The 12,592-nt window shown below is 71.2% G+C and carries 14 protein-coding genes and 1 tRNA gene; 7 read left to right on the forward strand and 8 right to left on the reverse strand.

Annotated elements, in window-relative coordinates:
• Positions 1-132: 132 nt before the first annotated feature.
• The gene (locus GRS48_RS13745) at positions 133-1,512 is read right to left on the reverse strand and encodes a hemolysin family protein (RefSeq protein WP_159487483.1); all 1,380 of its coding nucleotides are present in this window, start codon (positions 1,510-1,512) and stop codon (positions 133-135) included.
• Between the two features lie 107 nt (positions 1,513-1,619).
• On the opposite strand from GRS48_RS13745, the gene polX reads away from it, so the two are divergent.
• From polX to GRS48_RS13770, 5 genes are all read left to right on the forward strand, one after another.
• A complete protein-coding gene (gene polX, locus GRS48_RS13750) occupies positions 1,620-3,377 on the forward strand; it encodes a DNA polymerase/3'-5' exonuclease PolX (RefSeq protein ID WP_159487485.1) in 1,758 nt (585 codons plus the stop codon).
• Between the two features lie 54 nt (positions 3,378-3,431).
• A complete protein-coding gene (locus tag GRS48_RS13755; RefSeq protein ID WP_159487487.1) occupies positions 3,432-3,638 on the forward strand; it encodes a ubiquitin-like small modifier protein 2 in 207 nt (68 codons plus the stop codon).
• Positions 3,635-4,117 carry a redoxin domain-containing protein gene (locus GRS48_RS13760; RefSeq protein ID WP_321168466.1) on the forward strand — a complete coding sequence of 161 codons (483 nt, stop codon included), beginning with the start codon at positions 3,635-3,637 and terminating at the stop codon, positions 4,115-4,117. The genes GRS48_RS13755 and GRS48_RS13760 overlap by 4 nt, the downstream gene beginning before the upstream one ends.
• Positions 4,114-4,608: a GNAT family N-acetyltransferase gene (locus GRS48_RS13765; protein WP_321168467.1), complete on the forward strand. Its 495-nt coding sequence runs from the start codon at positions 4,114-4,116 to the stop codon at positions 4,606-4,608. The genes GRS48_RS13760 and GRS48_RS13765 overlap by 4 nt, the downstream gene beginning before the upstream one ends.
• A gap of 299 nt (positions 4,609-4,907) precedes the next feature.
• The gene (locus tag GRS48_RS13770) at positions 4,908-5,738 is read left to right on the forward strand and encodes a 23S rRNA (uridine(2552)-2'-O)-methyltransferase (protein ID WP_159487489.1); all 831 of its coding nucleotides are present in this window, start codon (positions 4,908-4,910) and stop codon (positions 5,736-5,738) included.
• A gap of 56 nt (positions 5,739-5,794) precedes the next feature.
• Here the strand turns inward: GRS48_RS13770 and nreA are convergent, their stop codons facing one another.
• The 3 genes from nreA to GRS48_RS13785 form a co-directional block, all read right to left on the reverse strand.
• The gene (gene nreA, locus GRS48_RS13775) at positions 5,795-7,066 is read right to left on the reverse strand and encodes a DNA repair protein NreA (RefSeq protein WP_159487491.1); all 1,272 of its coding nucleotides are present in this window, start codon (positions 7,064-7,066) and stop codon (positions 5,795-5,797) included.
• A 79-nt stretch (positions 7,067-7,145) separates the two neighbouring features.
• Positions 7,146-8,135 carry a transcription initiation factor IIB family protein gene (locus tag GRS48_RS13780; protein ID WP_159487493.1) on the reverse strand — a complete coding sequence of 330 codons (990 nt, stop codon included), beginning with the start codon at positions 8,133-8,135 and terminating at the stop codon, positions 7,146-7,148.
• 215 nt (positions 8,136-8,350) lie between these two features.
• The gene (locus GRS48_RS13785) at positions 8,351-9,049 is read right to left on the reverse strand and encodes a hypothetical protein (protein WP_159487495.1); all 699 of its coding nucleotides are present in this window, start codon (positions 9,047-9,049) and stop codon (positions 8,351-8,353) included.
• A 132-nt stretch (positions 9,050-9,181) separates the two neighbouring features.
• Here GRS48_RS13785 and GRS48_RS13790 point away from each other — a divergent pair.
• Positions 9,182-9,254: transfer RNA gene (locus tag GRS48_RS13790), tRNA-Arg, on the forward strand.
• Positions 9,255-9,358: 104 nt separating this feature from the next.
• Here GRS48_RS13790 and GRS48_RS15410 read toward each other — a convergent pair.
• The 4 genes from GRS48_RS15410 to GRS48_RS13810 all read right to left on the reverse strand — a co-directional run bounded on the left by GRS48_RS15410 (position 9,359) and on the right by GRS48_RS13810 (position 11,837).
• Positions 9,359-9,802 (reverse strand): hypothetical protein, encoded by a 444-nt coding sequence (locus GRS48_RS15410; RefSeq protein WP_321168468.1) that lies wholly within the window; start codon positions 9,800-9,802, stop codon positions 9,359-9,361.
• Between the two features lie 139 nt (positions 9,803-9,941).
• On the reverse strand, positions 9,942-10,298 hold the full coding sequence (locus tag GRS48_RS13800; RefSeq protein ID WP_321168469.1) for a CrcB family protein: 357 nt from the start codon (positions 10,296-10,298) through the stop codon (positions 9,942-9,944).
• Positions 10,295-10,642, reverse strand: a complete 348-nt coding sequence (locus GRS48_RS13805) for a CrcB family protein (RefSeq protein WP_159487497.1) — start codon at positions 10,640-10,642, stop codon at positions 10,295-10,297. Before GRS48_RS13805 ends, GRS48_RS13800 begins: the two co-directional genes overlap by 4 nt.
• A 67-nt stretch (positions 10,643-10,709) precedes the next feature.
• Positions 10,710-11,837: a helicase HerA domain-containing protein gene (locus GRS48_RS13810; RefSeq protein ID WP_321168470.1), complete on the reverse strand. Its 1,128-nt coding sequence runs from the start codon at positions 11,835-11,837 to the stop codon at positions 10,710-10,712.
• A gap of 308 nt (positions 11,838-12,145) precedes the next feature.
• Here GRS48_RS13810 and GRS48_RS13815 point away from each other — a divergent pair, with 308 nt between their 5' ends.
• On the forward strand, positions 12,146-12,556 hold the full coding sequence (locus tag GRS48_RS13815) for a carboxypeptidase regulatory-like domain-containing protein (RefSeq protein ID WP_321168494.1): 411 nt from the start codon (positions 12,146-12,148) through the stop codon (positions 12,554-12,556).
• Positions 12,557-12,592: the final 36 nt, after the last annotated feature.

The following is a 12,592-nucleotide window of genomic DNA, read 5'->3' on the forward strand; positions in this document are numbered from 1 at the left end:
CCGTATCTGTTCGTCATCAATAAAAGATCGGATCGCGTCTGGTCGCGTCAATATTGCCTCAATATCCGTCGAAAAGTGGTAAAACCGGATGAGTTTCTAATTATTTTCCCAAACCGTTGCCGTACACGACAGTTATGACGACCGTTCGTCACTCTCGTCGGTTGCTCCGAGCTCCCCGTCCGATCCGTTCGTCTCACCCGGCCCGTCCACGTCGTCCGACCCGTTCGTCTCACTCGGGCTGACCGATCCGCCCGCCTCATCCGTCCCGTCCGCTCGTCGAACCCGTACCCGCCTGATCCGGTTCCGGTCGACCGCGTCGACGGCGACGGTGACGCCGACGTCCGGGAACGCGACGACGTCGCCGACCGCGCCGACGCGGCCGAGGCGCGCGTTCACTAACCCGGCGACCGTCTCGTAGTCGCCGTCGCGGGGGAGGTCGATCCCCATCGCGTCGTTGACCTCGCCGACGGTCACCTCGCCGTTCACGAGCAGGCCGTCATGCGTGGGGCGGAGGAACCGCTCCTCGCCGACCTCGAATATCTCGCCGACGATCTCCTCGAGGATGTCCTCGACGGTGATGATCCCCTCGAACTCGCCGTACTCGTCGACGACCGCGACCATCGGGAACCGACCGGCTTGCATCTCGGCTAACAGCGAGTCGAGACGGCGGGAGTCCGGGACGCTGATCGTCTCCATGAGCACGTCCTCGAGGGGGAGTCCCTCCCGAAGCGCCCGTTCAGCGTCGCGGACGTCGACCACGCCGACGACGTGTTCGCCCGTCTCGTCGTACACCGGGACGCGGGTGACGCGTTCGTCGGCGCAGACCCCGACGATCTCCGCGAGCGAGGCGTCGTTCCCGACGGCGACGACGTTCGGACGCGGCACCATCACCTCCCGCGCGGTCGTCCCCCCGAGCGCGAACACCCCCTCGACCATCCCGCGCTCGCCCTCGTCGATGGCCCCGACGCGCTCGCCGGTCGCCACCAACCGCTGCAGCTCGGCCCGGGTGAGCTCCGGGCGGGCGGCCGTTTCCGACTCCGTGATCCGGTTTATCGCGTCGGAGAGCGCCTCGAAGGCGATCGTGATCGGGGAGAGAAGGCGCTGAATGGCGGCGAGCGGGCGGGCGACCCGGAGGGCGAGCCGCTCGGCGTGTGCGACGCCGTACGACTTCGGCGTGATCTCCCCGACGACCAACACGAGGACGCTCATCACGCCCGTGGCCAGCGCGGTCCCGCGGCCGACCCCGAACGCCGCCGCCAGCGCCGCCGTCGCCAGCGCGGTCATCCCGATGTTGACGACGTTGTTGCCGACGAGGATCGTGACGAGGAGCCGGTGTGGGTCGTCCCGGAGGCGCGCGAGGACGGCCCCGCGACGGTCCCCGCCGTCGCGGAGGGCGGTGACGCGGTGACGCTCCAGCGAGAAGACCGCGATCTCGCTGGCGGAGAAGAAGGCGCTGAATCCGAGGAGGACGGCGACGACGGCGCCGGTGAGGAGGAGCGAGTCGGTGAACATACCGAGGTGTTCCGCCGGACGCAGTTATAAATGCGGTCCGGGCCGGCGTGGAGAGGCGACGGCTCCCGCCCGAGTATATAAGCCCCGGCCCACCGAAACGTCCGTCAATGAGCCGCAACGACGAGGTCGCGGACCTCCTGGAGGAGTTCGCGGACCTCCTGGAGGCGACGGGCGTCGAGTACAAGCCGAGCGCCTACCGCCGGGCGGCGGAGAACGTCCGCGAGTACCCCGCCCCGATCGAGAATTTGGCGGGCGAGGGGACGGACGCCGTCGCCGGGATCGACCGCGTCGGCGACGCCATCGCGTCGAAGGTCGTCGAGTACTTCGAGACGGGGTCGATCGCGGAGCTGGAGGAGCTTCGCTCCGAGCTGCCCGTCGACATGCCGGCGCTGACGCGCGTCGAGGGGGTCGGTCCCAAGACGGTCGGCGCGCTGTACGAGGCGCTTGGGGTCACGACGCTCGACGAGCTCGAGGCGGCCGCGGAGGCCGGCGAGATCAGCGAGGTGACGGGGTTCGGCGAGAAGACGGAGGCGAACGTCCTCGAGAACGTCCCGTTCGCCCGCGAGGCGGCGAAACGGACCCGTCTCGGCGACGCCCGGCCGGTCGCGGACGCCGCGCTCGCGTACCTCGCGGACGTCGACGGCGTCGCGAAGGTGGAGGTGGGCGGCTCGATCCGGCGCTGGAAGGCGACGATCGGGGACGTCGACCTGCTCGTCGCGAGCGCGGACGGCGAGGCGGTCGTCGACGCCTTCGTCGACTGGCCGGACGCTGACGCGACGATCGAGGCCGGAACGGGCAAGGCGAGCGTCCGCGCCGACGGCACCCGGGTCGACCTTCGAGTCGTGGACGTCGCGGAGTTCGGCGCGGCGCTCCAGTACTTCACGGGGTCGAAGGAGCACAACATCGCGGTCCGCAACCGCGCGATCGGTCGCAGCCTGAAGGTCAACGAGTACGGCGTCTTCGACGTCTCGGACGTCGACGACCCGGACGCGGGCCAGCGGGTCGGCGAGCGCGTCGCCGGCGAGACCGAGGCGGGCGTCTACGAGGCCCTCGACATGGCGTGGATGCCGCCCGAGATCCGTGAGAACACCGGCGAGGTGGAGGCGGCCGCCGCCGAAACCGAGGGATCGCTCCCCGCGCTCCTCGAGGAGGGCGACGTCCGCGGCGACCTCCACACCCACACCGACTGGTCCGACGGGGGGTTCACGATCGCGGAGATGGTCGCGGCGGCCGCCGAGCGCGGCTACGCCTTCCACGCGGTCACCGACCACGCAGCGGGGCCGGGGGTGTTCGGAAACACCGGCCTCGACGAGGCCGCGATCGCCGAGCAGGCCGACGCCGTCGCGTCGGTCGTCGACGACGCCCCGATCGAGGTGTTCCACGGGATCGAGGCGAACATCGACGCGGCGGGCGCGATCACGACCGACGACGCGACGCTCGCGTCGCTCGACCTCGTCGTCGCCTCGCCGCACTCCGCGCTCGGTCAGGGGTCCGACGCCGCGACAGAGCGGCTGGTTCGCGCGGTCGAGCACCCCGAGGTCGACGTGCTCGGCCACCCGACCGGCCGGCTCATCAACAGCCGGCAGGGGCTCGAGCCGGACTTCGAGGCGGTCGCGGAGGCCGCCGCGGCCGCCGACACCGCGATCGAGGTGAACGCCAACCCCGCGCGGCTCGACGCCGACGGCGACGCGGTCCGGGCCGCGATCGACGCGGGAGCGACGATCGCCGTCAACACGGACGCCCACAGCCCACGCGAGTTCGACAACGTCCGGTACGGCGTCCACACCGCCCGTCGCGGGTGGGCCGAACGCGCCGACGTCCTCAACACGCGGTCGCCCGAGGAGCTGCGCGCGTTCTTCGGGTGAAGACGCAGCCGCCGGACCGAGCGATTAACCCGATCCGGCCGACTACCGCCACGCATGCACGTGACGGTGACCGTCGTCGGCGGGGACGAACACGACTGTGCCCTCGAGGACGGCGCGACGTACGCCGACCTGATCCGCGCGGTCGGCTACCACCCGCAGGAGGCGTCGGTCCTCGTCGACGGCTCGCCGGTCCCCGGCGACCGCGTCGTCGACGCCGAGCGGGTCACCCTGCTGCGACTCATAAAGGGGGGTGCGTCGTGACGGCGGGCATCGACGCCGACTTCACGCTCCCGAACGGCGGCCCGGGCCCCGACCCGGTCACGCTCTCCGGGCTCGACGCCGACCTCGTGGTCGTCCTCTTCCATCGCGACTACCTCTGTGGCAACTGCCGGCGGCAGGCCGCGACGGTCGCCGCGCGCCACGACGAGTTCCGCGAGCGGGGCGTCGCCGTCGTCTCCGTCCTCCCCGAGTCCGCGGCGCGCGCCGCGGCGTGGGCCGACCGGCGCGACGCCCCGCATCCCGTCCTCGCGGACCCCGACAGCGAGGTCGCGGAGCGATACGGCCAGCCCACAGCCTTCGGGGCCGTCGGCCGCCGTCTCGACCTGCTCGGCCGGATGCCGCTGGCCGCGCTCGTGGATCTCCGGGACCGGACGGAGGTGCTCTGGACGCACGCGGGCGAGACCCCCGGCGACCGTCCGACGGTGGACGACCTGCTCGCGGAGGCCGGGAAGTTCGCGTGACCGACGACGTCGCTTCCGGCGGCCCGCCGGACGGGATCGCGATCGAGGCGGCGTCGCCCGACGACCGCCTCGACGTCTTACGCGTCCTCGACGCCGCGATGCTGTCTGTCGACGCCGACGGGCTCGGCGACCGGATCGCCGACCGGGACGTTCTCGTGGCCCGGTTCGACAGAACGGGGGCGGTCGTCGGCGCGGTCGTCCTGACCCGCCCGGAGCCCGACCGCCGCCACGTCGACGCGGTGGCGGTCCGCCGCGCGCGACGCGGTCGGGGGACGGGGTCGGCGCTCGTCGCCGAGGCGGTCCGGGTCGCCGAGGCGGACCCGGGCGTCGGCGTCGTGACGGCGGCGTTCGATCCGTCGCTGTCGGGTTTTTATACGGGGCTCGGGTTCGAGATAACGTCGACAGGGGAGCAGGAGGGTGGGAGTGATGGTGACGGCGACGAGAGACTGTGGGGGCGTCTGGACACGACCGATCCCGCCGATCGCTTATAAGTATCCGTCCGTAAGGAAGTCGTCCGAGTTACTCGATCAATCGTCTCGGAAGCGCTGGCTTCGCGCTTATCAACTCGTTCCTCTGAAAGCGGCGCGAACGACACAGGGACCACCCCCGCGGAAGTCCCACCCGGCCGCACCGCAACCACACCTCACGCCTCCCCGGCCTCGCCGCGACTGGCCAGCGGCCAGTCGCAGGCTCCACCGGAAACCAGAGGTTTCCGAGCCCCCATCCGCCCGTCGACCACGAACGACGGCGAACGACGCCGATAAACGGCCGGGCGGCCTACGGACGCCAAATGGGACGGAAGGACGACTACTACAACCGCGCGAAACAGCAGGGCTACCGGAGCCGCGCCTCCTACAAGCTGAAACAGATCGACGAGGACGCCGGCCTCTTCGAGCGCGGCGACACCGTCGTCGACCTCGGGGCCGCGCCCGGCGGCTGGCTTCAGGTCGCCGCCGAGGCCGTCGGCGACGCCGGGACGGTCGTCGGCGTCGACCTCCAGCGCATCGAGGACCTCGACGACCACGACGTCGAGACGATCCGCGGCGACATGACCCAGGAGCGGACGCAACACTACCTGAAAAAGGCCGTCGACGAGGGAGGCGCCGACGTCGTGATCTCCGACATGGCCCCGAACATGACCGGCGAGTACTCGCTGGACCACGCCCGATCCGTCCACCTCGCCAGACAGGCGTTCGCGGTCGCCGAGGAGCTGCTCGCCCCCGGCGGCGACTTCGTGGTAAAGGTGTTCCAGGGCGAGGACCTCCACGCGTTCCGGGAGGACGTCGCGGCGGAGTTCGAGTACGTCCGGACCGTCTCCCCGCCCGCGTCGCGGGACGCCTCCTCCGAGGTGTACATCGTCGCCCGCGGCCGGCTCACCGCGCCCGTCGCCGAGGGCGACCGCCTCAAGGTGACGATCGAGGGGCTCGGCGACGAGGGCGACGGGATCGCCTACCTCGAGGGCTACTCGCTGTTCGTTCCCGGGACCGAGGTCGGCGACACCGTCGAAGTCGTCGTCGACGACCTGAAGCCGCGGTTCGGCTTCGCCGAGCGGGTCGACGAAGTCGTTGACGAGGGCAGCGACGGGCGCGGCGACGCCGACCGGAAGGAGTCGATCGAATAGCGGCCGGTCCTTTTCTGGCTGGCCGGACGCGGACGGATCGACCCTGTGTCTCCGAGTCAGCCGTCGTCGGCGAAGTCGGCGAGGTTCGACTGGAGCCCGGCCGCCAGCGTCGACTTCCGCCGGAGGCGAGCGAGCGAAACCGGGAGGTGATCGGCGACGCCGCGGACCGCCTCGCCGAACGTCTCCGCGGTTCCCCGCTCCCCCTCGAAGGCGTTCCGGACCGCCTCCCGGACCTGCCAGACCCCGACGGGCCCCCAGTAGTCCTCCGAGACGTGCCGGCAGACGAGGACCTTCGCCTGTCGCCCGCGGTCGTGGAGGTGTTCGAGGACGCCGAGGCGGGCGGCGTAGTACGCGCCGGCGGTCTCCTCGACGTACCCCGTGCGGCCTTCCCGCCCCTCGCTGGCGGCGGCGAGGTAGACGCCCGCGGCCGGATCCGGGTTCCAGACGGAGCCGGGAGCCTTCATCTCGACCAGTTCGTACTCCCACTCGCCGGGGACGAGGACGACCCAGAACGCGTTGCCGAGGTACTCGTTGCGGTGGACCTCGATCGCGTCGACGGTCGGGTTCGAGCGGATCGTCCCGCGGAGGTACTGCCCGACCGTGTCGTCGACGGCGGTGATCGACCAGCGGGTCGGGACGAGCCGCCGGTCCTCGCCGCGGCCGAGCGCGCCCGCGGAGAGGATCGTGTTGATCTCGTACACGTCGAACCCGCGCCGATAGAGGTACGTCATCGCGCCCTGCGCGCGCCAGTCGTCGTCCTCCAGCGTCTTCTTCACGGGCCGGGGAACGTGCGGGTTCTCGCCGAGTTCTGCCGTGCGGGCGGCCGCCCGGGGGCCGGTCGGCGTCTTGATGTCCGCAAGCCCCACGTCGAAGTCGAGGTCGGGGGTCCCGTCGAGCCCGATCTCGACGTCGACCGGGCGGTCGGCGATCGCGACCTCGCGCTGGACGCCGAGCCAGCCGTCCCACGCGTCGTGGACGGAGCCGACCTCGGCGTGTCGCGTCGAGTTGAGCAGGCTCGTCCGGCGGTCGAACACGTCCGTGATCGAGACGCCCTCGTCGTACCACGCCGCCGAGGTCTCGAACCGCTCCGCGCGCTCCTCGCGCCCGACCGGCGAGAGGAGCCCCGTCGACACGTTCGGGTAGTTCGACCGACCGACGAAGATGGACGGCGAGACGCTGCCGACGATCGCGTCGTCGGAGACGTGCTCGTTGAACCGCCGCTCGAAGGAGTCGAGGTGCTCGACGATCCCGTAGTCCTTCTCGCGGGCCAGCCGTCGGCGTTCGGCCCGCTCGTTCGCCTCGAACGTCAGGAACTCGTCGAGACGCATTCGTCCACGTTACTCCGCGGACCGGCTTGAACGTTCCCGTCGCGGGGGACGCGATCGGGACCGCGTCGGTCTCGAGGAGTCAGCCGTGGATGCCCATCGCTTCGATCTGTTCCTGATACCGGTTGCGAATGGTGACCTCGGTCACCTGCGCGACGTCGGCGACCTCGCGCTGGGTCTTCTTCTCGTTGCAGAGCAGCGACGCCGCGTAGATCGCGGCCGCGGCGTACCCCGTCGGCGACTTCCCGGAGAGCAACCCCTTCGCCGCGGTCGTCTCGATGATCTCGTTGGCCTTCGATTGGACCTCCTCGGAGAGGTCGAGTTCCGAGGAGAACCGGGGGACGTACTGCTTCGGGTCGACCGGGCGCATCTCCAGTCCGAGCTCCTGGGAGATGTACCGGTACGTGCGGCCGATCTCCTTGCGGTCGACGCGGGAGACGTCCGCGATCTCCTCTAACGACCGGGGGATCCCCTCTTTCCGACAGGCGGCGTACAGCGCGGCCGTCGAGACCCCCTCGATCGAGCGGCCGCGAATGAGGTCCTCCGAGAGCGCCTGCCGGTAGATAACGGAGGCGACCTCTCGGACCGAGCGCGGAACGCCGAGCGCGCTCGCCATCCGGTCGATCTCCGAGAGCGCGAACTGCAGGTTCCGCTCGCCGGCGTCCTTCGTCCGGATCCGCTCCTGCCACTTCCGCAGTCGGTGCATCTGTGACCGCTTCTTCGAGGAGATGGAGCGCCCGTACGCGTCCTTGTCCTTCCAGTCGATCGTCGTCGTCAGCCCCTTGTCGTGCATCGTCTTCGTCGTCGGCGCGCCGACGCGCGATTTCGACTGCCGCTCGGAGTGGTTGAACGCCCGCCACTCCGGGCCGGGATCGATCCGCTCCTCCTCGATTATCAGCCCGGTCTCCTCGTGGATCAGTTCGCCGTCGGCCGTCCGAGTGAGGTCCTCGGGGTCGAGGTCCTCGGGGTCCAAGTCGGCGACGTCGACGTCGTCACCCCGTTCGCGTTCCGACCCGTCACCCTCCCGTGTGCGCTGCCGGTCGTGGTCCCGCTGCCGGGTTGGCCGTGTCATCGCGTTTATATAGTATATCAGTCGGTTGACTTAAAGGTTTGCGGCGAGGTCCCAAAAGCGTCCGTTCGAGCCCGCACGTGTCGCGGTCGATCCGCCGGAACCGCCGGCGTGGAACGCCTCGGACGGCGTCGCCTGGAACGACTCGGACGGCGTCGCCGGGAACGGCTCAGCTCACGTCGCCGGGAGCGGCGCGGACCGCGTCATCGAGAAACGGCTCAGATCGCGTCGCCCGTCCGATCGACGCGAGGGACGACGGCGGGAGCGATCACGTCGGCGAGGACCGCTTCCCCTCCGTCCGCATCGGCCTCGGAGACGGACGCCGCACCGCGGCCGTCCGCGTCGTCGTGGACGACGGTCACTCGGTCGGGTGTGGGGCCGTCGAACGTCGCCGCGACTTCGTAGCCGAGCGCCGTGAACGCCTGCGTGCACAGCTGGTCCGGTCCGGCGTCGTCGACCGCGGCGACGACGACGCGGAACCCCCCGTCGTCGGTCGGTCCCGCGGTCGAGACCCTCGCCGAGTGACAGCCGGAGGCCCCGATCACGGTCCCGTCGACGTGGACCGCGTCCGCGTCGAACTCGACGGCGACCGTCCCCGGGTCGACGGTCGGCTCGCGTTCGACGAGTTCGACGTCGACCGCGCCGGAACGGGGCGTCGACCCGTGCTCCGAACCGTCGTCCCGAGGATCGCGGTCCTCGCCGCTATCGCCACCATCGCCACCATCGCCGTCATCGCCGCCGTCCTGGCCGCCCGTACTGTCCCAGTTAGCCGCGGGATCGTCGTCGTTCCCGCCAACGTCGACGGCTCCCTCGTCGGCGTCAGCCCCGACGGCGGATCCGGCGACCGCGTCCCCTCGACCGACGCAGCCGGCGAGGGCGACGGTCCCCGCGGCGAGCAGGAGCCCACGTCTGTTCATACGGTCGGCACGTCGCCGGAGCGGATAGCCGTTGCGTCGGGCCCCCCGCGACGCGAATGGCGCATGCGATCGGGAACCATAGGACGGCTGGACCGTAACGGTCTTAAGTGGCTCACCGGTACGTAGAGATGAGTCCTGGTAGGGTAGTGGACTATCCTCTTGGCTTGCGGAGCCAGGGACCGGAGTTCAAATCTCCGTCAGGACGTTTCCGTTCCGTTTTCAGCCGTGAGCCGCCGGTTTTCGTTCGACGGCCCGAGTCACCGACCGCACGACGACGAGGATCACCGACCGCACGACGACCGTCCCCGTTCACCGGACGCGAGCGAGCACGTAGTAGACGGCGAGCAGCACCGCCACGACCGCGACGGTGACCGCCGAGAGGAACGCCGCGACGCGGGGAAACGCCATCCAGAAGGCGATGTAAAACGAGAAGGCGAACGCGAACAACACGAGCACGACCACGCCGCGCGTCGGATTCTGAAGCGCGGCGACGAACACCCGCTGTGGCAACGAGAGGTCCTCGAACGCGACCTCCGTCGGCGCGTCATCCGCGCGCGGCGACGTGTCCGCGTCCGTGGTCGGTGACCGCTCGTCGCTCCGGGCCGTCGCCTCATCGCTCCGGGCCGTCGGCTCATCGCTCCGGGCCGTCGGCTCGTCGCCGGGGGCGTTCCCGCCGGCGTCGGCGACCGTGTCGGTTCGTCCCGTGTCGGCGCTGGCCGTCGCGTCCGCCGTGGCGTCGACGTCGTCTGTCACGCCCGAGGCTACGGACCGGTCGACCCTGTAGCTATCGCTCCCGAAGCCGTGGCCTCACCCCACGTGAGCGAGAACGGTCCCGATCGAGCGGAACCGAACTGAGCGGAACCGAACTGAATGGAACCGAACTGAATGGAACTCACCACACCGCGGTCGCCAGCGCCGACCCGAGGAAAAACGCGAGGAACGCGGCCACGAGGTTGGCGAGCGCGAAGCCGACTGCGACCCCGGCCTGGCCGTCCTCCGCGGTGGAGACCGTCTCGACGGCGAACGACGAGAAGGTGGTGAACGCGCCACAGAACCCGATCGCGGCCGCGATCGCGAGCGCGGATCCGACCGGGGCGACGAGGAGCCACCCGAGCACGAAGCTCCCGGCGGCGTTGACGATCACGATCGCCTCCCGACCGTCGACCGCCAGGCCGACCGCGTGCCGTGCCGTCGCGCCGAACGCGCCACCGACGCCGACCAGGAGGGCGGCGACGAGCGGGTCGGTCACAGTCGCCTCCCGACGGCGAGCCCGACGACGGCGGCCGCGATACCGACCGCGTAGCTCGCGACGACGTAGGCGGAGCCGGCGACGGTGCCGAGGGCGACGGCGTCCCCGACGAAGGTGCTGTACGTGGTGAACGAGGACAGCGCCCCGGTCCCGACGAGCAGCTGGATCCGGCGGCTCGCGGCCCGCGTCACCAGGACCCCGAGCCCGAACGACCCGACGACGTTCACGGTGAACGTTCCGACACCCGTCCCGTCGGCCGCGGCGACGTCGATCCCGTAGCGCGTGACGGCGCCGACGAACCCGCCGACCGCGATCAGCATGAACCCGGTGAGGCTCCGCTCCATGTCGGCCCGTCGCCGGCCACGGTGTTGTGCGTTCGGATCCGTGTGACGCGTCTCACTCCGCGGATGCTCACTCGGCGGACGAGTCGCCGCCCGGGGGCGCCGACGGCGTCTCGGGACGCTCCTCGCCCGCCGATCGTCGGGCGGGAGCCGTTCGGCTCGCCCGCGGACTCCCGCCGCCGTGGGGCGTCCGCCGCTCGCGCACGCGCACGGTGTGGACCTCTTCGGTCGCGTCGTCGACGACGAGCGCCTCGCCGGTTCCCGCGGGAAGCCGGGACGCGATGTCGCCCGCGAGGTACGTCGCCTCGGCCTCGCTCAGCCGAGCCACGTCGCGCTCGGCGGTGAGCCGGTGGGCGACGAGCAGGTCCGACTGCGAGACGGCGACGGACGGGAGGACCCCCGGCCGCTGGGTCGCACAGACGAGCGAGACGCCGGGAGCCCGTCCCCGCGTCAACAGCGTCCGGAGCGCGGGGTCCGCGATCCCGTCGAAGAAGGCGTGGGCCTCGTCGACGAGCAGCCACGGGAGGCGCTCGACGATACCGTCGATCCGAGCGTCGTACAGCCCGCGCGCGACCGCACGAACGACGGCCCCGGCGGCGGTATCCGGCACGCCGGCGAGGTCGATCACCGACGGACCGCCGCCGTGGACGAGCGCCGCGACCGGCGGCGCGTCCGCGTCGAACACGCCCCACGACGCCGCCAGGTCGAGGTGGTTTCGCGCCGCGCGCCGCGTCCGAGACGGCGCGTCGCTGTCGGCGATCGCGTCCCGGAACGCGTCCATCGAGGGGGCTCCGCGTTCCGCGCGGTCCGTCGCGTCCGCGACGACCCGCCAGAGGAGCCCGCCGGGACCGCCGGCCGGATCGAGCGCGAGCATGGCCGGCCAGGCCGAGGGCGGGATCGCCGCCGGACGAACGGCGGGGTCGACTACCTGCCCGCCGGCAGCCTCGAGCCCGCCGAAGACCCCCATCGGGTCGACGACCACGGGCGCGACGCCCGGAGCGTCGGCGAGGCCCTCCGCGAGCACGCCGAGCGTGTACGACTTCCCGGTCCCTCGTTTCCCGACGACGACGCCCGCGTGCGGTCGATCGACGTCGATCCCGACGTCCGCGCCGGCGCTCCCGTCGCGCGCGAGAAAAGCACCGAGCCGTGCGGTCGGCGCGTCGATTCCCGAGCCGCCGTCCCGTCCGAGTACGTGCACGGGGCGACTGGCCGCGTGATCGGGTAAAAAAGGTCGTTCGCGTGTCGGGCCGGTCGACTTCGGTCGACCGGCCCGACACGTTATCAACGATACCGGGGCCAACCGGTTGCATGACGGAGCCGAACCCGAAACCCAGTCCGAACTCGAAACGGCATCCCGGCCTACGATCGCGTCCCGGTCCACGATCGCCGCCCAGCCAGCCGACACGCCCCGCCCCGGAGCCGCACACGAGCCGGACGGAGCGTGCGGACCGAAGCACGACCCCGTCCGGCGGGCGCCGACGGGCGTTTCGCGACGACCGCCGGGCGATCGAGGGATTGCCGGTCAGGTTGGTGATCGCGCTCGTCGTCGGCGTCGCCAGCCTCAGCGTGATGATGGGGATGATCGGGGACATCGACGGCCTCGCGGCGACCGAGCTCGACGCCCAGCCGCAGCCCGAGGTGACGACGCCCGGCGACCAGTCGATCGACGTGGCGGTCGTCGATCCGGACGGGACGCGGGTGACGGACGCGACGGTGATCGTCCGGGGCGGATCCGCGCGGATCGACGGCGTCGCGACCGCGAGGACGGACGCGGACGGCATCGCGACCGTCGACGTCGCGCCGGAGCTCGGCCCGAACCAGCCGGACGGGACGCTCACGGTCGACATCAAACCGCCGGCCGGGAGCGACTACGTCGACGAACGCGAGAACACGAGGGTGTTGGTGGTAACGGGGTGAGTGGCGGGCCGGCTGAGAAGCGATGGCGAATCAAAG

The sequence above is a fragment of the Halorubrum sp. JWXQ-INN 858 genome, from assembly GCF_009806985.1.
Lineage (GTDB): Archaea > Halobacteriota > Halobacteria > Halobacteriales > Haloferacaceae > Halorubrum.